The sequence below is a fragment of the Pseudomonas sp. B3G-3 genome (assembly GCF_028640915.1).
Taxonomy (GTDB): domain Bacteria; phylum Pseudomonadota; class Gammaproteobacteria; order Pseudomonadales; family Pseudomonadaceae; genus Aquipseudomonas; species Aquipseudomonas chlororaphis_I.
The window spans coordinates 228,728-247,654 of the sequence record NZ_JAQZAB010000118.1; the positions used below are offsets into that span (position 1 = coordinate 228,728).

General features: G+C 60.7%; 19 protein-coding genes and 1 tRNA gene. 8 read left to right on the forward strand and 12 right to left on the reverse strand.

The annotated features are described in order from the left end of the window. Positions 1 to 4: 4 nt before the first annotated feature. From PVZ80_RS23560 to PVZ80_RS23585, 6 genes are read left to right on the forward strand one after another with little or no spacing between them, the layout of a single operon-like run. The gene (locus tag PVZ80_RS23560) at positions 5 to 1,690 is read left to right on the forward strand and encodes a phage tail-collar fiber domain-containing protein (protein ID WP_273864641.1); all 1,686 of its coding nucleotides are present in this window, start codon (positions 5 to 7) and stop codon (positions 1,688 to 1,690) included. 8 nt (positions 1,691 to 1,698) lie between these two features. Further along, positions 1,699 to 2,406, forward strand: coding sequence for a DUF4376 domain-containing protein (locus tag PVZ80_RS23565; protein ID WP_273864642.1), 708 nt, complete (start codon positions 1,699 to 1,701; stop codon positions 2,404 to 2,406). Continuing rightward, positions 2,403 to 3,326, forward strand: a complete 924-nt coding sequence (locus PVZ80_RS23570; protein WP_273864643.1) for a hypothetical protein — start codon at positions 2,403 to 2,405, stop codon at positions 3,324 to 3,326. The genes PVZ80_RS23565 and PVZ80_RS23570 overlap by 4 nt, the downstream gene beginning before the upstream one ends. Continuing rightward, the gene (locus tag PVZ80_RS23575; RefSeq protein ID WP_273864644.1) at positions 3,323 to 3,874 is read left to right on the forward strand and encodes a baseplate complex protein; all 552 of its coding nucleotides are present in this window, start codon (positions 3,323 to 3,325) and stop codon (positions 3,872 to 3,874) included. The genes PVZ80_RS23570 and PVZ80_RS23575 overlap by 4 nt, the downstream gene beginning before the upstream one ends. After that, entirely contained in the window at positions 3,871 to 4,575 is a 705-nt protein-coding gene (locus PVZ80_RS23580; RefSeq protein WP_273864645.1) for a hypothetical protein, read from the forward strand. Before PVZ80_RS23575 ends, PVZ80_RS23580 begins: the two co-directional genes overlap by 4 nt. Further along, entirely contained in the window at positions 4,548 to 5,525 is a 978-nt protein-coding gene (locus PVZ80_RS23585) for a hypothetical protein (RefSeq protein WP_273864646.1), read from the forward strand. Before PVZ80_RS23580 ends, PVZ80_RS23585 begins: the two co-directional genes overlap by 28 nt. 753 nt (positions 5,526 to 6,278) lie before the next feature. Here the strand turns inward: PVZ80_RS23585 and PVZ80_RS23590 are convergent. From PVZ80_RS23590 to PVZ80_RS23630, 9 genes are all read right to left on the reverse strand, one after another. Next, positions 6,279 to 6,920 carry a hypothetical protein gene (locus PVZ80_RS23590; RefSeq protein WP_273864647.1) on the reverse strand — a complete coding sequence of 214 codons (642 nt, stop codon included), beginning with the start codon at positions 6,918 to 6,920 and terminating at the stop codon, positions 6,279 to 6,281. A gap of 160 nt (positions 6,921 to 7,080) precedes the next feature. Next, on the reverse strand, positions 7,081 to 7,377 hold the full coding sequence (locus PVZ80_RS23595; RefSeq protein ID WP_273864648.1) for a hypothetical protein: 297 nt from the start codon (positions 7,375 to 7,377) through the stop codon (positions 7,081 to 7,083). 12 nt (positions 7,378 to 7,389) lie between these two features. Further along, positions 7,390 to 7,641, reverse strand: coding sequence for a hypothetical protein (locus tag PVZ80_RS23600; protein WP_273864649.1), 252 nt, complete (start codon positions 7,639 to 7,641; stop codon positions 7,390 to 7,392). Between the two features lie 518 nt (positions 7,642 to 8,159). Further along, on the reverse strand, positions 8,160 to 9,080 hold the full coding sequence (locus PVZ80_RS23605) for a hypothetical protein (RefSeq protein ID WP_273864650.1): 921 nt from the start codon (positions 9,078 to 9,080) through the stop codon (positions 8,160 to 8,162). A 489-nt stretch (positions 9,081 to 9,569) separates the two neighbouring features. After that, positions 9,570 to 9,643, reverse strand: a tRNA-Gly gene (locus PVZ80_RS23610). A 202-nt stretch (positions 9,644 to 9,845) separates the two neighbouring features. Continuing rightward, positions 9,846 to 10,730 carry an alpha/beta fold hydrolase gene (locus PVZ80_RS23615; protein ID WP_009047472.1) on the reverse strand — a complete coding sequence of 295 codons (885 nt, stop codon included), beginning with the start codon at positions 10,728 to 10,730 and terminating at the stop codon, positions 9,846 to 9,848. A 353-nt stretch (positions 10,731 to 11,083) separates the two neighbouring features. Beyond that, positions 11,084 to 11,776, reverse strand: coding sequence for a pseudouridine synthase (locus PVZ80_RS23620; RefSeq protein ID WP_009047473.1), 693 nt, complete (start codon positions 11,774 to 11,776; stop codon positions 11,084 to 11,086). Positions 11,777 to 11,809: 33 nt separating this feature from the next. Then, positions 11,810 to 12,028: a cysteine-rich CWC family protein gene (locus PVZ80_RS23625; RefSeq protein WP_029526103.1), complete on the reverse strand. Its 219-nt coding sequence runs from the start codon at positions 12,026 to 12,028 to the stop codon at positions 11,810 to 11,812. A 7-nt stretch (positions 12,029 to 12,035) separates the two neighbouring features. Next, positions 12,036 to 13,523 (reverse strand): sensor domain-containing diguanylate cyclase, encoded by a 1,488-nt coding sequence (locus PVZ80_RS23630; protein ID WP_273864651.1) that lies wholly within the window; start codon positions 13,521 to 13,523, stop codon positions 12,036 to 12,038. Between the two features lie 272 nt (positions 13,524 to 13,795). Between PVZ80_RS23630 and PVZ80_RS23635 the strand changes: the two genes are divergently transcribed. Further along, positions 13,796 to 14,221: a hypothetical protein gene (locus tag PVZ80_RS23635; RefSeq protein WP_081001216.1), complete on the forward strand. Its 426-nt coding sequence runs from the start codon at positions 13,796 to 13,798 to the stop codon at positions 14,219 to 14,221. Positions 14,222 to 14,278: 57 nt separating this feature from the next. Here the strand turns inward: PVZ80_RS23635 and PVZ80_RS23640 are convergent, their stop codons facing one another. Continuing rightward, entirely contained in the window at positions 14,279 to 15,391 is a 1,113-nt protein-coding gene (locus PVZ80_RS23640; protein ID WP_038630829.1) for an enoyl-CoA hydratase/isomerase family protein, read from the reverse strand. 131 nt (positions 15,392 to 15,522) lie between these two features. Between PVZ80_RS23640 and ung the strand changes: the two genes are divergently transcribed. Continuing rightward, positions 15,523 to 16,215: a uracil-DNA glycosylase gene (gene ung / locus PVZ80_RS23645; RefSeq protein WP_009047478.1), complete on the forward strand. Its 693-nt coding sequence runs from the start codon at positions 15,523 to 15,525 to the stop codon at positions 16,213 to 16,215. Positions 16,216 to 16,387: 172 nt separating this feature from the next. On the opposite strand, the gene PVZ80_RS23650 is transcribed toward ung, so the two are convergent. Continuing rightward, positions 16,388 to 17,419 (reverse strand): AbrB family transcriptional regulator, encoded by a 1,032-nt coding sequence (locus tag PVZ80_RS23650; protein WP_009047479.1) that lies wholly within the window; start codon positions 17,417 to 17,419, stop codon positions 16,388 to 16,390. Then, positions 17,412 to 18,926, reverse strand: a complete 1,515-nt coding sequence (locus PVZ80_RS23655; protein WP_007930213.1) for a tripartite tricarboxylate transporter permease — start codon at positions 18,924 to 18,926, stop codon at positions 17,412 to 17,414. Before PVZ80_RS23655 ends, PVZ80_RS23650 begins: the two co-directional genes overlap by 8 nt. Position 18,927: the final 1 nt, after the last annotated feature.

Sequence of the window (18,927 nt, forward strand, 5' to 3'; positions counted from 1 at the left end):
CACTGTGAGCGCAAATATCACCCTCGCCGGCGAAAGCCAGATTGCCCTGAAACAGGGCCAAAAAAAGCCGCTGATCATCAGCAGGTTCATTTTTGCCAACGTGCCCGGGCTGGATCCTGTCGCGCCGATCGATCGCGCGGCCGGCAAGCCGCCGGCGGCGCAGATCGTCCACGTCTACAGCATTCCCGCGAAAAACGCCGGCTACGTGAACCCCAACCAGGTGGTGTACAGCGCGCAACTGGGGTCGGATATCGGCGATTGGGATTTCAACTGGGTCGGCCTCGAGGACGAAGACGGCGTGCTGTTCGCGGTGTCTACCGTGCCGCTGCAGCAGAAGCGCAAGAACATCCCGCCGCTGCAGATCGGCAACAACGTGACCCGTAACTTTCTGGTCAAGTTCGACGGCGCCCAGGAACTGACCAACGTCACGATCGACGCCGCCACTTGGCAGCATGATTTTACTGTGCGCCTGGCCGGCATCGATGAGCGCGAGCGCCATAGCAACCGGGACGTGTTTGGTAGAGCCTGCTTTTTCGGTAACGCGCTGCAGCTGCAGAAAGTGGACGGGGTGTACTCCTTCAGTCCTGGCCGCGCATATATCGAAGGTATCCGCCTGGAGCCCGCCAACGCACTACCAATCACCCCGCCGACGTTGCCGGCAGTGGTCTGGCTGGACGTAGCCCTGGAGCGACAACTCAATGACAAAGTAGCCACCTTTCAGGTGGTGTATGGACTGGAAAAGGCCGACTACGTCGATAGCGCCGGCACACAACACTATTGCGTTGCAGTCGCTCGTATCAACAGCCCTGAGCTGATCGAGGATCTGCGCAACGTAGCACCTCGCACAGTCCAGCCAATTACAGGCCCTTTGATTGAGTATTTCGCAGCCCGGGACGGGGACTACGCAAAACTACGCGCACGCGGCACCACAAAAGGCGACGTGGGGCTGGGCAACCTGCCCAACGCCAAGAGCGACGACCCAACGACAAACAGCAGCGAGATCCTGGCCACCACCGCCGCCCTGAACAAAGTGCAGCAGCAGGCCGCCGACGCGCTGACAGGGATGGTGGCCGCGTTCTCCACGGTCTGGGCGCCCACAGGGTGGTTGAAGTGCAACGGCGCAGCCGTTTCCCGCACAACCTATGCGCGGCTCTTTTCGTATTTGGGGACGCATTATGGCGCCGGCGACGGCTCCACGACTTTCAACCTGCCCGATATGCGAGGGCTGTTTCCACGGGGCTGGGACGACGGGCGCGGAATGGACCCCGGCCGTCCATTCGGTGTGTTCCAGGACATGATGATCCATGCCCACGCCCACACCGCTGCAGCCGCAGCAGTCGGCGACCACGTGCACGGCGCGTGGACAGACGCGCAAGGTGAGCACAGCCACCCCGCCTGGACCGATACACAGGGCAACCACCAGCACACCGCCCCGCGAGCGCAAAATAATAACGTGGGTGGTGGCAGCCCCAACTTCACCACAGCAAACCTACAGAACGGCACCACCGCCCCGACCGATTGGGCGGGAGCTCACGCCCACAACGTTGGCATAGGCGCTGCTGGGGCCCACGGCCACAACGTAGGCATCGGCGGGGGCGGTAACCACACCCACGCCATCACCGTGAACGCTACAGGTGGTAACGAAACTCGGCCGAAAAACCTCTCCCTTCTTTTCTGCATCAAGTATTGAGGCCTGCCATGTTGACGAAAACTGTCTACCAGACCGACCCCCGCGGCCTCTACGTTGGCCCCGTTGAAGCCGATCCGAACCCGCTTGAGCCTGGGGAACTTCTCATTCCGGGCGGGTGTGTAACCGTCCCCCCACCGGAGACTCCGGAACACAAAGTTGCGCACTGGACCGGCAAAAAATGGCAGTTGCTCGACTACTTCGAGAACGCGACGGTTTACAGCATCACTACCGGCGAGCCCCTAATACTGGACGGTATGCGGCCGATGCCCAGCGGCTACACCCTGAAACAGCCGGGCCCGAACCAAATCTGGAAGGGCGGAAAGTGGGTGGATGACGAAGCGGCCATTCTCTCGGCGTTGTACCAGGAGAAGCTGGCGGCGATCGGGGCCGACTGCAGCAGCTACATTCAGGGCGGTTTTTCCTCCGATGCGCTGGGTTGGTCGTTCCGCTATGCCAGCGAACTGGAGGACCAATTGAACCTGACGGGGCTGATCCTGGCGCAGATCGATACGGAATATCCGTGCTACGACGAGCACCAGGTGAAAACCTTTCGCCTGCATACCGCCGCACAGCTGCAGGAGGTTGGCCAGGACCTGGCCAGGTTCCGCCAGGCTGCCTTGCAGCATGCCGAAGCGCTCAAGCAGGCGTTGGCCGCGGCCCTGGAGAGAAAAGACCTCAAGACCATGCAGGCCATCACCTGGGCGCCATCGGTATGACCTGGGCGTCGGTAACCATGCGCTGGCCAGAGCAGGCCACACAATGGATGGGCGGCCTGACAGCGGCCAAGGATCTGGCCGGCGGCGAGCTGGTCAGCACGACCCAGCGCCTGGCCGGCCTGGAAGGCTTGGCCAGCACCAGCCCAGGGCCCGTCGGTGACGCGGCCAAGGGCGCGATCGCTGCAGGTCGAGCAGCGCTGGCCGAACAGCTGGGCCAGGTGCCGGCGTGCCTGGTGGTGACGCCGTTTCAGAGCGGCATTGGTCACGGCACGGGCTACCAGCGTTTCCTGTCAGCGCCGAACGTCCTGGAACACCTGGCCAAAAAGTTGGAGGACTTCAGCGATACCGGGCGCCCGGCCGGGGAACAATATGCGCTGTCGATCCTGTTCCTGGGCACGCGCCTGGAGCAGTTGGCCAGCAGCTTGTCGCGGTTCAACACCTTGCTGCCGCTGCCTGACCTGGTGCGAACCGAGCGCCGGGCCCAGCACCTGGTGAAGCTGGAGAGCGACAAGTGGGAGATCCCCGTCGCCGGGCCGCTGCCGCGCTGGCAGGCGTTGCCGCTGGAACGCTGCACGGTAATCAAGGCCGCCAAGCAATCCATGGCGGGCCAGTTGGCCGTGCTGGAGGGCTACACCGCCGACAGCTCGCCGCTCGGCGACCTGGCCGCGCTGGCTGCACGCAAGAGCACCCAGCAGCAGGGCCGCGATCAGCAGCTGGCCGACCTGAAAGCCTTGCTGGCCGGGGGAACCCCTGATGCCAGTATGCGGGCGCGCTTGATCGGCCCGGGCAACACCAGCGAGTTGCGCCGCCAACTGCTGGCCGGTGACGCCCCGGGCCATGAATGGGTGCAATGCGCGGGCCTGCTGCTGGTCGGCACCAAGGAAGGCTTGAGTTTCGTACAGGAGTTGGTGGGCCTATGACGCTGCTGCTCGACGGGCAAAAAGTCCAGGGGAAGAACCTCAAGGTCACCGCGAACCTACGCATTGAAAGCGGCGACATGTCAGGCCAGACCAGCAACACCGACAAGGCCCACAAGGGCTTCAAGCCTAAGACCCTGGCCGTCTCGCTGATGATCCCCTTTGTGGACAGGGTGCAATTGACCGACCTGATGCGCCTGGCCGAAGCCACGGCCGGCGGTGGCCAACTGCACCTGTACCGGATCGTCAACGACACGGCCGAGGCCTTCGGCGTGCGACAGGTGGAGTTTTCCGAGGGCGTCAGCGCCCGCGAGGCGGACACCCTGAAAGCCTGGCTGGTGCAATTCACACTGAGCGAACGCGAGTCGAACCCGGAGAAGGTCGAAGGCCGGCGTGCCAGCAATAAGGTCAACGCCCAAGGCGGCCCGGGTAGCACCGTTGGCGGTAGCGGTGATGGGAAGGACGAAACGAGCGACAACCAGGCACTGAGTGGGTTTGAAAAGGTGCTGGGCCGTGTGGACAAGTGGCTGGGCGGGAGTGAGCAGAAGTGAAGCTGCACAAGGTACTGGCCATCAATGGCGCGCCGATCGTCCTGGTCAAGGAGGACGTCCGACTGGACGCCACCAGCCCCGGCCGGGCCAACTTCATCGTGCAATCCGCAGTGCCGCTCAAAGGCCTGGTGACGCTCGATATTGGCTACAACGAACGCACGCTACAGCGGCATTTCATCGGCTACGTCGAACGCTGCACCGCTGCCAACGCGGTGGAGCAGGTGTTGTTCTGCAGGGAGCTGGCCGCCGTGCTGGCCAACCCACTGCCGCTGAACCTGCGTCACGTTGACCTGCGCGCCGTGCTGGCCGAGGTCAGCGAGCAGACCGGCCTGCGCTTTCGCGTTCCCGATCGACCGTACAGCAGCATCAAGGCGCCGTACTTCTACAACCTGGCCGCCGGTTATCAGGCGATGGACAGCCTGGCCCGGGTGTTCGGGATTCCCGACTTCACCTGGCAGCAACAGGGAAATGGCGAAGTGTTCGTGGGCAGTTGGGCCGACAGCTTTTTCGGCGCCCGGGCGCCGCTGCAGATCCCTACGGAGCTGTTTGACGGCTACCAGGGCAACCAGAGCGCGATGATTGCAGCCCTTCCTGGGCTGCGTCCTGGTGCAACGATCAACAACGGCGAGCGCGTCACCAGCATGGCGCTTGCCAATGACCAGATGGCTATACGATGGAAGACGCAATCCGCCGCAGCGTAGAGCGGCAATTTCCCGAACTCACTGGCGGTTATCACCTGCCGCGCTTCGCCCGGGTTATCGCCGTGGCCGATGCGCCGGCGGCCGCCGGGATCTGCGACGACTTCCGGCCGCGCTATGCCGTGGACATTGAAGTCCTGGGCCCGGACGACGAACCAGATCCAGCGATACCGATTCTGTCCGGCGTTCCGTTGCCGCTGCCCACCGGCGGCGAGGAAATGGGCATCTACGCCTTTCCGGAGGAAAACACGCGGGTGGTGGTGTGCTTCGCCTACGGCTTGCCGAACAAGCCCTACATCCAATCGATCTTGCCGCACGGCCTGAGCATGCCCCAGGTTCCGAAAGGTGATCAGGTCTGGCAGCACAGCGAGGCCTGCCAGCAGCGCGTCGATGCCGATGGCAACTGGTTACGCCAGACCGATGGCAAGATCCAGGACAAGGCGATCGAGCGCGAGGTAGAGGCCCTGGAGAACCGGGAACAGTTCCAGAGCCACACCCAGACGATCGACGACCATTCGACCGAGTCAGTGGGCGGCGTAAAGAAGATCGAGGCCCTGGGCGCGCTCAAGCTGCTTTCAGGCGGGTCCGCAAGCCTGGCGGCCGTGGATGACTTGCACCAGGCCACCGGCCGCGACCTGAATCTGGTGGTGGGGCAGAAACATAACGCCACCGTCGGCGGTGACATGCAAGAGAGAATCCAGGGGCTGCGCAGCAGTGTGGCGGCCGTCAGCCAGCACCTGCAGGCGCCAAGAACCTGGATAGGGTCAGAAGGGGTTAACGTGCTGCAGGTGCTGTGCGACTTAATCGATCTGGTGGAGCAGATGAACACACAAATGGCTGCGCACACGCATTTGCCCGGTCCAACACCTGCACCCAGTGATGCATCGGCATTCACAGCCAAAGCTGTCCAAACATCGGCACTCTTGGCGAAGTTGAAAGCAGTCACTCTATAAAGAGAACATTACAGTGCTTCATTTGTAGAGTGCGGACCAAGAGGTTCTCAACTGCAAGCTTTTGCCAACTTCCACAAGCTACTACTTGCTACTACTTGTTACTACTTGCTATCAAAAGATAGCCAAATGCCGTCCGTCGGAAATACTAAGCAAGAACTGTCCCATTAAACGGAACTACAGCTATTCAGAACTAACCCACATTATTGGTTAAGGTCTTGGTGCAGCCCGCGTAAACACTGAGTCGACCGGGAGCGGGATGTTGCGAGGAAGGCTATCGGATCTACAAAAACGGCGAAGCCTGCACGGGGCAGGCTTCTGGCGGACATCTTCAGGAGGTTCCGTTTCGGAAAACCTGATGATAAATTGCGCGTACCGCTCTACGCTTTGTTTCTCTTTGAACGTCAGAACCTCAAAGGGTATGGCTAAGCGGCGAGGCCGTCAACCGTGCAAAATTTAGTGCGCAGTAAAACAGCCACTAAATTCATCGCCAAGTTGATTGATTAGAAGCTCTTGTGTTTTTAGTCTTTTAATTTGCTTCGTTTAAGCGGGGTTTTTGGAACGCAAAAATTACGACGCTTTTCCATTCCGTTTTCGAGGACTTTAATTGTGAAAAAATTGATCAACAAGTTTTTCCCCGAAGAAATGATCCGCTTATTCGAGGCAATTTATTTGTCGATTCGATTGTTCAAGATACTACATCAAATCTAACGCTGTATTCGCAGGGGCCATTTGGCCCCTGCTCAATTTCCTCCCTCAGAAATTGAGCCTGAACATAGTTCGCCAGAAATTCTTTACCGGTGAAGCCCGGTGCTTGTCCCAATTGCGCTGCCACCATTCATCCTCGTTTTTCACTTCGGCCTCGATGTCGCTACCGGCCAGGGTTGCCGGCTGCTGGCGGAACAGCATCGGAAAGGCGCAGTGCTGCTTAATCCGCCTCTTGAAAATCACGTCAACAGGCGTGCCGTTGTACGGGATGTTCGCCAGGATCTGACAACCCTCACGAGACAGGATATAAGCGTGCAGCGCAACGACGCGGCCCCGGGCAATAAAGGGGAACCAGGTTAGCCAGGTCCTGCCCATGCTGTACCCCAGGTGCAGCGCTTCAAATTGCCGAGTACGGATGAACTTATTGATCCAGCGGATGGGGGGCGCTTTCAGCTCATACGGTGCAACGTCGTCTTCAAAGATCAACACCCGGTCAAGCCCGCGCTCAAGGGCAATCCGTGCCAGGTCCTGGTGCGACTCATAGCAGCCTCGGACAGGGTCTGCGTTCCGTTCCACGACATGGAACACCACCGGGTTTCGGATAAGGCTTTGTACCGAGTCCCGGAACAGCTCGCGCCGATCTGATCGCTCTTTCAACGAAATGCAGTAGACAGCATCCACGTCGAACATGATTTTCCCGCACAAGCCCTCAATCCTTTCTGACACCAACCCACTCCCACACAAATGATGAAGGCGCGGGGTTGAGCCGCGCCTGTGGCGGCAATTATGTCAAAGCGATGGCATGGGTAATGTACTGAACTTGTTACGATTGAATTCCAACAGCGAACGACTATTCCAGTCGGCACCACCACGACTGTGCATAGGCGCAACCGTCTATGTATTCGATCCCGCTCAATACAAAGCCTGTCGGCACCATGCCGGCAAGGGTGGCATCCAGTAGTCGCGGAAGCTGTTCTATATCGAGAGGCATCACTCCTGCCACACGGGCGACATTGGCCGCACGCCCCATTGGCGTGTCGCTTTCTGAGCTCACCAGGACGTTGCCTTTTATCGGTCGATAGCGGCGCCTCTCCTTGGGTGTCAGGGCCTTGCCTCTAACGCGCATAGGGGTCACTAGCATATGCATAGAAAGGACTCCCTACTCGCTGTCAGGCCGATCAAGCATTGCCTCTATGGCATAGGCCAGCGCACCGTCCGCTTGTTCCAGAAGGTCGCCCAGGTCGTGGCCATCGATCACTCGCGCCTGGTGCAACGCGTGGGCCCGTCTCACCAACTCCTTGTGATGCGCGCCAGGCTGATCGAGCAGCGCGACAGAGTCCTGCAGTAGCTCCAGCCACGAGGCAATTGCCCTAGTCCTACTTGGGGTTGGTTCGACGCTCGGGTAGTTCATCACCGGGCCTTATTGATAAATGCACTGTACGTGCAACCAGTATATAGATGCGCGATAGGGTGCCTACGGCTGCCCGATGAACTGCGCACCAGGAGAAGCAGCCGCCGCCCAGGGAAAATCTGAGCGCAGAGAAAAAAACCTGTTGAAAAAACACTTATCCCCCTCCCGCCGACGGGCTTTGCGTCCTTTTTTTGTGCAAATTCCGATGTAGTGCAAACGAACCTGCAGCCCAGGCGGGCCGTGGGGCTCTGCAGGCGATCGCCAATTTCATTGAGTGCAAAGTTTTGAGAGGAAATGCAGCGCAGTTGCACAGCGATGCAGGGCGCGTTCACGGAAGGGGTAGCGCTGGAGTGCCCGGGTTCATTGGGTGAAAACTTTTAAAACGTAGGTTTTGGCGCCTTTTATGATTTCGAACTGCTCTCACTTCTGATGTTTTATGGTCCGGGTGTTGGGATGGTTAAAACGCCTGCAACCCTTAGCTGGCAGGCGTCTCCGGGATACTGTTGTTTTTCAGTAGCTCACCAACGATTGGACTTTCGAGACGGGGAAAATTCAATCAATACCAGGACGTCATCGAACAGCGTCGACGCTTTATTGAGCTGACCAACTAAAAGTGCGGCTTCAGCTGCTGGCTCTCGTGGCTGCAGTTTTTTGCGATGGGCTTCATCCAGGTGATTGAACTGAGACTTGAACATTTCATCGTCATCGGCCTTATGCGGATGTAGGTGGAGGCTATGCACAAGAAGGTTACGTCGCTGAAGAAGAAACTGAAGACCTTCGTCTTTGTTAGACGTCTGGAACGCGCGCAGGCGCTTCCAACTGCCGCTATTGCATAGGTGATCGTTCATCGGTCTCACATTCGCATGGATGCGATCCATGACAGCATGAAAGCCGTTGTGGTCGAATTTTCGTATGTTGAAGAAGGTGAAATCTAGGACTTGCCCTATTCGATCCCAAAACGAAAAGAGGCGAATGTACGCGGCTTCTGCGTGTTCCCAGAAAGCTGATTGCGCATGTTTTTGAAACAATTCTTCGGTGCCCGGATGTTCGGGCATTTGCAGTAAATCCGGTTGCTCGACCAGCATTGTTGACCCGGTCATGAACAAATGAGCGCGTATTACTGATTTGCGTGCGCGCTGGAATACATCGAACACCTCACGCATCGAGCTCCCCGGGTAGTCATCAGCAGGGGGTGGACTTTCGCCTGTTCGTATTAGATACAGCTCAGGGGGGCCGCCCAAATGCTCTACGACGCGATTAATGCGCTTTTCAAAGTGCCCACTGTCATCACCCGCAGGCCATAGCTGCGTGAATCGTCCTTGCTGGATTCTTTCATACTGACCCAGAACAACCACCTCATTTGCAACGTAAGCCACAGCATTGCTGAGGACCGCGACCAGCTTTTCGTTCGTGATGGAAGGATCGTCTTCTGTACTCATTACTTCCCCCTAAAAATGAATGCAGCATAGCTCGACGGATGCCATCTTCGGGAAGGGCATGGCGAAAAGGTAATTTCGGTAATGAGTAACGGGGCAGGGGCTGAAGCCCTTGTACTGCTTGGCTTTGAGCAATTACCAGAGAAGGTAATTTAGGGTAATTGAAAAGGTAATTTTTTTGTAAGCTGCTGATTTTAAAGGGTTTGTTAGGGTCAGGATCTAACCATATCAAAAGGTAATCTAATTACTAAAAAATTACCCTATTATTACCTTTAAGAATATTGAATAACCCATTGATTTCAAAGGCTTCTGGGGGATTGATAAAATCCAATTACCCAAATTACCTTTTTCCCATGGGTCAACATAAAACGGGGAGAAGTGTAGGGCGGGGCTGGCCAGAAGCGTGACACACGAATTCTGGGTAACTGTCACCGAAACTGTCACCAGCCTCGCTTGACGCTACCTCGATACCGCTGGAGGCCTTGAAAATAGTGGAGCGGGTGAAGGGAATCGAACCCTCGTTATCAGCTTGGGAAGCTGGAGTAATGCCATTATACGACACCCGCTCGGAGCGGCTGACTTTGTACCAGAAGTGCGCGCGGATTTGAAGTTTTTCTTTGCCGGGCCTGTGTCTGCGAGGCGGCGGGAGACGTGCACGGGCACGCTTCTACGCCGTCATCGCGGTGACGGGGCGAAGACCGTCTTGCGGTCTATCGCGAGCAAGCTCGCTCCTGCGGCAGGGGACGAGTTGCTCGCGATGACGCCACTTCAGATAGCCAGGGCATGGTGGTCCTGCAGGTAGTGATAACGCGGGCGACTGGTGTGCTGGGTCGGTTTGAGAAACCCCATCAGCGCGTTGCGGCTGTCCCGGCAGGCGGCCTTGTGTTCCATGTCGAGGAAGTGCCCGGCGGCCTGGATGGTGCTGAACGTCGAGTGCCGGACATGGTTGCCGAACAGCCGGGCATCATTGGCGGCGGTGTATTCGTCCCATTCGCCGTTCATGAACAGCACCGGTACGTCGATGTTCTTCGCCGCTTTCAGGTAGCACTGGCGGTCGCTGTTGAGGACATGGCTGATGTGGAAGTGCATCTGCCCGTATTCATGCTCGGCCAGGGTGCTGACGTGGCGATAGTTGAAGCGCTTGAACAGCGACGGCAGGTGCTTGCCGATGGTCTCGTTGACCAGGTGCCCGACCCGGTCGCGGTCCAGGCTGCCGAGGTAATCGACACCGCGTTCGAGGTAGTCGCGCATCGGCTCGTTGATCACTGGCGAGAACGAGCTGATCACCGCCTTTTCGATGCGTCGCGGGCGCTGTGCCAGGGCGAGCAGCGTCGGCGCGCCACCCCAGGAAAACGACATCACATGCTCGGCGGCGAAGTGGTCGATCAGTTCCAGCAGGATCTGTCCTTCGACTTCCTTGGTGAGCATTTTCTCGTGTCTGTTGTGGGCTTTCGAACGACCGGCGTAGGGCTGGTCGTAGAGCACAACGTTGAACTGCGGATGCAGGTTCTTCACGGTCTGCGCAAAAGACGCAGTGGTGGCCATTGAGCCGTTGACCAGAATGATGGTCTTTTCTGCGGCATCTGCGCGATAGAACTCCGTGTAAACCCGATACTGACCTTGTATATCCAGCACAGCGATTTCTGGCCTCATGTCATAAGACTCCTGGCAAGCGGGTATGCGCGCAACCGAGGGTGCACGAGATTTGTGACAGGTAGGCATACGCCTGGAATTTTTGAGCCCATGTCGATCCGCAACAGATGGTCGACGGGTGTTGTTATAGGCGGGCAATTTGCCGGACAACAGGAATGAGCACAGGCGGCTCGGACGGCAAAGGATTTCTTAGAAGTATGTTCGTGACTCATCGGTCACATTTCGGCCGACGGACTGATTCAAGCAGGGAGAACGCCGTCTCGCAAGTGCCGTTGGTAAATTGTTCGACAACTTTCGGCTGAATGGTCATCGCATCGTCGATGGCTTACAGCGGCTACAGAAATTGTAGGTGCTCAGATCAGGCGGATTTCTTCATCGGTCAGCGGCCGGTACTCGCCGGGCGCCAGGTTTTCGTCGAGGGCCAGCGGTCCCATGCGTTCGCGGTGCAGGCGCAAGACCTTGTTGTCGAAATGGCCGAACATGCGTTTGACCTGGTGGTAGCGGCCTTCGACGATGCTCAGCCGCGCGCACCGGGGGCCCAGGATCTGCAGCTCGGCGGGCAGGGTGGTGAGGTCCTCGAAGGCGAAGTACAGGCCCCGGGCGAAGGTCTCGGCGTACTCCGGGCCTATGTCCTGTTCGGTCTCGACGTAATAGCGCTTCGGCAGTTTGGTCTGCGGCTGGGTCAGGCGTCGCGACCAGTTGCCGTCGTTGGTGAGGATCAATAAACCGGTGGTGTTGTAGTCCAGGCGCCCGGCGATGTGCAGCTCGTGTTTGTCCGGTTCGTCCAGCAGGTCGAGCACGGTGCGGTGTTCGGGATCGCGGGTGGCGCTGACGCAGCCCATGGGTTTGTGCAGCATGAAATAGCGCGGCGGCTTGCCGGCCTGCAGCACTTCGTCGTCGAGCTCGACCCGGCTGAATTCGCGCACCTCGGCGTGGGGATCGCTGACCACCTGGCCGTCGATGCGGATGCGCTTTGCCACCAGCAACAGGCGCACCTGCTGACGATTGAAGCGGGGCAGGTTACTGAGGAAGCGGTCAACGCGCATGGCTATCGGCAGGCTGGCAAAGGGCTGCGCATCTTACGGGATCGGCCTGGCGGCCGCTTGCAGTTGCGCCTCGACCCGGGCGCAGCGCGGACACAGGCAGGCACGATCGCGCAGCTCCGGCGGCAGCGCCTGGAGCACCGCCGGATCGATGCTCACGCTGTAGCACCAGCAGGCCTGGTCGGCGGTACGCGGGTCGGCCAGGCTGCAGTCGTTGCGGGCGCCGCAGGCCGGGCAGAGGCTGGGGCTGTTCAGGGTCGGTTCATTCATAACGGGAGTGAGGCATTTCCACGCAGGTTCGGTTACGGCCAGTCTGCTTGGCACGGTACATCGCATGGTCGGCGCGCGACAGCAGGCTGTGCAGGGTATCGTCCGCCTGCAGCGTGGTCACGCCGATACTGACGGTCAGCTGCATGTTCTTGCCCTCATAGGCGTAGCGCTGTTGCTCGATCAGCAGGCGGATTTTCTCGGCAATCTTCAGCGCCGTGGCGCTGTCGGTGTCCTTGAGCAGCACGATGAACTCTTCGCCGCCCCAACGGCAAACGATATCGGATTTGCGCAGGCAGCTTTCCAGGTGCCGGGCGAAGCCGCTCAGCACCTGGTCGCCGGCGAGGTGGCCGTAGGTGTCGTTGAGGCGTTTGAAGTGATCCAGATCCAGCAGCAGGGCGGTCAGCGGCTTGGGCTCGCGCTGGGCTTCGAGCATGGCCTGGGCGGCCAGCAGGTCGAAGCCGCGGCGGTTGTGCAGGCCGGTGAGGCTGTCGAGGGTGGCCTGGGTTTCGATCTTGCGCTGGAAGCGCCTGACCACGCCGTTGAGCAGGGCCAGCACGATCAGGGTGATGACCAGGCAGATCAGCAGGTTGAGGTACAGCGAGCGGCGGATATCGCCCAGGGCGCTGCCCTCGTGCTTGTCGACGAACAGGTACCAATTCAGCTCGGGAATGAAACGCACATTGAGGAAGTGCCGCTGGTCTGGGGCGCTGTACTCGTAGCTGCCGCTGTGGGGCTTGGGCAGCCTGGCCTGCAGGTCGCGCAGGTTTTCCAGTTCGGACAGCGATTGGCCGGCCCGCGCGCCCTGCGGACCGCCTTCGGCCCCGGTGAGGACGATCCGGCCCTGGGTATCGACGAAATACACACTGCGCTGATAACGCTGCTGGTAGCGGTCGATCAGCTTGACCACCGTATCCACCTTGAGGCCGACACCGGCGACGCCGATGAAATTGTCCTGGTAGTCGTAGACCTTGTAGTTGATGAAAAACGTCAGGTTGTTCTGGTTGGCCTGGTCCGGATCGACGTTGATTTCATACGGGGTGGCGATGTCGCGGACGCGGAAATACCAGGCGTCGGGAGGGGTATCAGGGGCGATTTTTTTCAGCACGCCCTTGGCGTGGTAGTAGGTCAGGGTGCTGTTGGAGACGAAGAACGCGGTGTAGGTGCCGTAGTGGGTCATGACTTCGTTGAGGTAGCGGGTCATCTGCTCGGGATCGCGTTCGCCACCCATCACCCAGTCGCGCATGAAGGTATCGCGGGACATCATCGAAGAAATCAGGATCGGTCGTACCAGGTCTTTCTGGATCTCCGAATACACGGTGTCGGAAGTCAGCGGCAGCTCGGTGTTGACGATGTTGTCGCGGATCGAGGTTCGCGAGGCGTAATAGCTGAGCAAGGACGTGGCCATAAAACCGCCACCCAGCAGCACGATGAGCGTGATGATCAACCAGCGCTGCGAATACAGCGGGGAACTAAGCGGCATGGGCGATTCCCTGGCAGTGACCCGATGCAAGCATTCTAGTGGCTGCGTCGACGAGTAGCGGCGTGATTTGATAGCTCGCCAGCAATGGCCCGCAGCCAGCGAAAACCGGGCCTTCTCGGATCCAAAATCCTCGCCTGGCGACTTGTATCAAGGTGTAACCAAAATCGCACCAGACCCGGTTTTCGCGGTCAGATATTCCGTCAGCCAGAACATCCTTGGCTGCCGCCGGCCAGCGTCGCTGGCATGGCCCATCAGCGGTCCAGGAGGCCGCCATGTATCGTCGAATTCTTCTCACTGCGTTCCTGGGTTTGGCTCTTTCTGCCTGCGTTCCCTATTACGACTACGACGGAGGTTCCACTTACTACCGCTCTGAGGTCTATACGACGCCGGCGCCGGTCTACTACGGCGGCTCCTATTATTCTTCCGGCCGCGGCTATTACGCGCCGCGTTATTACCAACCTGCGCCTCGCTACTATCAGCCAGCGCCCCGGTACTACCAGCCGCGGTATTACCAATCGGCTCCGCGGGCGGTTTATCGCGCCTACCCGAACCGTGGCTGGGATGGCCACCGCCAGGGCTGGAACAACGACTATCGGCGTCATGACGGCCGCCGCGACCATGACGGCCGGCGTGGCGGTCGAGACTGGAGCGATCGCGGCCGCGACGATCACCGTCGTGACCGTCATCACAACCGCTGATCTGCCCACAACGAACAAGCGGCGCCTGGTGCGCCGCTTTTTTCATGGCGGGCTTTTTTAGAAGTCCGACAGATCCGCCAAGGGGTGACGGCCTTCCCAGGCCTTGTGGAAATGCGCCTGCACCACGGCGGCGGGAACGCTGTTGATGTCCGGCCAGTGCCAGCGGGGCTTGTGGTCCTTGTCGATCAAGCGCGCCCGCACCCCTTCGCTGAATTCAGGATGCCGGCAGCAGTTCAGGCTCAGGGTGTATTCCATCTGGAACACCTGGGCCAGGGACAGGTGCCGGGCCCGCTGGATCTGTTCCCAGACCAGGCAGGCGGTCAGCGGGCAGCCCTCGCCGAGGGTTTTCGCCGCCCGCGCGAGCAGGGCATCCGAGTGATTGTGCAACTGGCTGATGGCGCGCCAGGCACAGCGTACGTCGCTGACGTCCAGCCACTCGTCGATCTGCTGGCGCCGTGGCAGCCACTGGGCCGCGGGCATCTGCGCCATGGCTTCCTGTTGCAGGGCCTTGAGCAGGCTGTTGAGCTGCATCGGCGTCTGCTCCTGCCAGTTGAGTTGCAGCAGCCCGTCGATCAACGCTTCCTGCTGGTCGTCCCGCAGGAAGCGGTCGGCCAGGCCCAGGTCGATGGCGTCGCGACCGTTCATATGCGCGCCGGTCAGGCCGAGGAACAGCCCGAGCTTGCCCGGCAGGCGCGAGAGGAACCAGCTGGCGCCGACATCCGGGTACAGGCCGATGCTGATTTCCGGCATCGCCAGGCGGCTGCTCGGTGTGACGATACGAATGCTGGCGCCTTGCAGCAGGCCCAGGCCGCCACCGAGCACATAGCCGTGGCCCCAGCAGATCAGCGGTTTCGGGTAGGTGTGCAGGCGGTAGTCGAGGCGGTATTCCGCGGCGAAGAACTGCCCGGCCAGCGGCGGTACTTCGCCGGGGTGGGCCAGGCAGGCCTGGACCAGGCTGCGCACTTCGCCGCCGGCGCAAAAGGCCTTGGCGCCGTTGCCGCGCAACAGCACACAGACCACCTGCGGGTCCTTGGCCCAGGCTTCCAGGCGGTCGCTCAACAGATGGATCATCGGCAGGGACAAGGCGTTGAGGGATTGTTCGGCATCCAGGCTGGCAATTGCGATGCGTGCGCCATCGGTGCCGGTGAGTTCTTCGAAGTGCAGATTCATCGTGACCTCGATCGGGAATTTGAGCGTTCAGTATGATCGCTATAGGCGAAAGTGGCGGTTCTGCGTCAGATCAATTGACAAGCGTGGTGGGCTTTCCTAGGGTGCGCCCATTGATTTTACCGGGTGCAACCATGACCGATGACGACCGTATCAAACTCGAACCCAGCTGGAAGCAGGCGCTGCGTGCCGAATTCGACCAGCCTTACATGGCGGAGTTGCGCGAGTTCCTGCGTCAGGAACATGCCGCCGGCAAGGAGATCTATCCGCCGGGCCCGTTGATCTTCAACGCGCTGAATTCCACGCCGCTGGACAAGGTCAAGGTGGTGATCCTCGGCCAGGACCCTTATCACGGCCCGGGCCAGGCCCACGGCCTGTGCTTCTCGGTACAGCCCGGCGTACCGGCGCCGCCGTCCCTGGTGAACATCTATAAAGAGCTCAAGCGCGACCTGAACATCGACATGCCCAACCACGGCTACCTGCAGAGCTGGGCCGACCAGGGTGTGCTGATGCTCAACACCACCATGACCGTACAGCGGGCCAACGCCGCTTCCCACGCGGGCAGGGGCTGGCAGCATTTCACCGACCGGATCATCGAAGTGGTGAGCCAGCACCAGCCCCACCTGGTGTTCCTGCTGTGGGGTTCCCATGCCCAGAGCAAGCAGAAGCTGATCGATGCCACCAAGCATCTGGTGCTGACCTCGGTACACCCGTCGCCCCTGTCGGCGTACCGCGGCTTTATCGGTTGCGGGCATTTCAGCCGGACCAACAAATACCTCGAGCAGAATGGCGAGACGCCGATCGAATGGCGCTTGCCGCCGGTTTGATGGAGGGTTGAAGGCCGTCATCGCGGGTAAGCCCCGCTCCTACAGAAACAACGCCAAACCCTGTAGCCGCTGCCGCAGGCTGCGATAGGTCCGAAGGACCTCGGCGATTCTGTATATTGCGCCCCTTTCGGGGTCGATCGCAGCCTGCGGCAGCGGCTACGGGGGACCGGCTTCAGTCCGGTTTCTTGTCCCAATGCCGGAACAGCGGCTCGGCCAGAAACAGTACGAACAGCAAGCGCATCACCTGCATCGCCGTCACCAGCGGCACCGACAGTTGCAGGGTCTCGGCCGTCAGGCTCATTTCCGCGATACCGCCGGGCATCATGCCCAATGTCAGCGAACGCAAATCCAGATGAGTCAGGGCGCTCAGGGCCACGGCCGCGAGGCTGGCGATCAGCATGGTCAGCGCGGTGCCGACCAGGGTGCGGCCCATGAACGAGGGCGCGCGGCGGAAGAACTGGCGATTGAAGTGACAGCCCAGGCCGCTGCCGATCAGCCACTGGCCGATCTGGCTGCCGCCGTCCGGCAGGCCGATGTGCAGGTCCCAGCCGATACTGACCGCGGCGCTGACCAGCAGCGGCCCGAACAGCCAGGGGTTGGGCTGGCGCAGACGCTGCCAGAGCCAGGCGAGCAGGGCGCCCGCCGGAAACAATACCGCCAGCCAGCGCCAATCGACGCTGGCCGGATGCAATTGGGGCACGCCTTCACCCAACAGGTACTTGAAGGCCGCCGGTACACACAAGACCACCACCAGCACCCGCAGGCTCTGCCCGGCCGCCACACGGCTGAGCACCGCGCCGTTGCGCGCGCCGAGGTTGACCATCTCGCCGGAGCCGCCCGGCATGCTGGAGAAGAACGCGGTGGCCCGGTCCTCACCGGTGCGCCGCAGCAGCCAGACCCCGACCACGCTGGACAGGCTGGTGACCAGGGCACCGAAGAAGATCAGGCCGAAATGGCTCATGACCTGCTCCATCACCACCGGGGTGAAGTGCAGGCCGATGCCGATCCCTACCACCCATTGCCCGCATTTGCGGCCGCCGGGGATTTCCCCCAGTTGCCAGGGCGTCAGGCAGCGCACCAGGATGATCGCCAGCAACGAGCCGACCATCCACGGCAGCGGCCAGCCGATCTGGCTGGCGAGGTAACCGCCGACCAGACCGACCAGGGGCGTACCCCACCACTGTTTGAAGCTGACCTCAGACATCGGCCACGGCGCGTTGCAGGGCCGAGCGCTTGCGCCAGATGCGGATCATCGGCATCAGCAGCATGATCACGGTCAGCACCCAGACGCCGACGGTGATCGGGCTGGACCAGAGGATTTCCATCGCGCCGTTGGAGATCGACAGCGCGCGACGCAGGTTCTGTTCCATCAGCCCGCCGAGGATAAAGCCCAGCAACACTGGCGACAGCGGGAAATCCAGCTTGCGCAGGATGTAGCCGAAGATGCCGATGCCGACCATCAGGAACAGGTCGAAGGTGGTGGCGTGCACCGCGTAGACGCCGATCCCGGTGATGATTGCGATCACCGGCACCAGGGCCCAGTTCGGCACGGCGAGGATGCGGGTGAAGACGCGGATCATCGGGATGTTGAGGATCACCAGCATGATGTTGGCGATGAACAGCGAGGCGATCAGGCCCCAGACGATGTCCGGTTGCTGCTGGAACAGCAGCGGGCCCGGGGTGATGTTGTACAGCGACAGGGCGCCGATCATCACCGCGGTGGTGCCCGAGCCCGGGACGCCGAGGGTCAGCATCGGCACCAGGGCGCCGCAGGCCGAGGCGCCGATCGCGGTTTCCGGAGCCGCCAGGCCGCGCTTGTCGCCCTGGCCGAACTTGCCGCTGGCGCCGGCGATGCGTTTTTCGGTCATGTAGGCCACGGCGCTGGCCAGGGTCGCGCCGGCACCCGGCAAGACGCCCATGATGAAGCCCAGCAGGCCGCAACGGATGTTCACCACGAACACCGACGCCGCTTCCTTGAAGTTGAACATCATACGCCCGGTGGCTTTCACCGCTTCCTGGCCGCGATGGGTTTTTTCCAGCAGCAACAGGATCTCGCTGATGGAGAACAGGCCCAGTACCAGCACCACGAACTGGATGCCGTCGGTGAGGTGGATGTTGTCGCCGGTGAAGCGGTACACGCCGCTGTTGGCGTCGATGCCGACCGACGACAGGAACAGCCCGATCAGCGCCGCGATAAAGGTCTTGATCGGTCGGTCACCCGCCATGCCGCCGAGGCAGACAATGGCGAACACCATCAGCACGAAGTACTCCGCCGGGCCGAAGGCGATTGCCCATTTCGCCAGCAGCGGGGCGAACATCACCATGCCGCAGGTGGCGATGAAGGCGCCGATGAACGAGCTCCAGGCCGACAGCGACAAGGCCACCCCGGCCAGGCCCTGGCGCGCCATCGGGTAGCCGTCGAGGGTGGTCATCACGGTGGAGGCTTCGCCCGGGATGTTCAGCAGGATCGAACTGATCCGGCCGCCGTATTCGCAACCCAGGTACACCGCCGCCAGCAGGATCAGCGCCGACTCCGGTGGCAGGCCGAGGGCGAAGGCGATCGGGATCAGCAGCGCCACGCCGTTGATCGGGCCCAGGCCCGGGAGCAGGCCGACCACGGTGCCGATCAGGGTGCCGGTCAGGGCGGTGACCAGGTTGTAGGGGCTCAGCGCAACGCCGAAACCCTGGCCCAAATAGCCAAGCGTATCCATA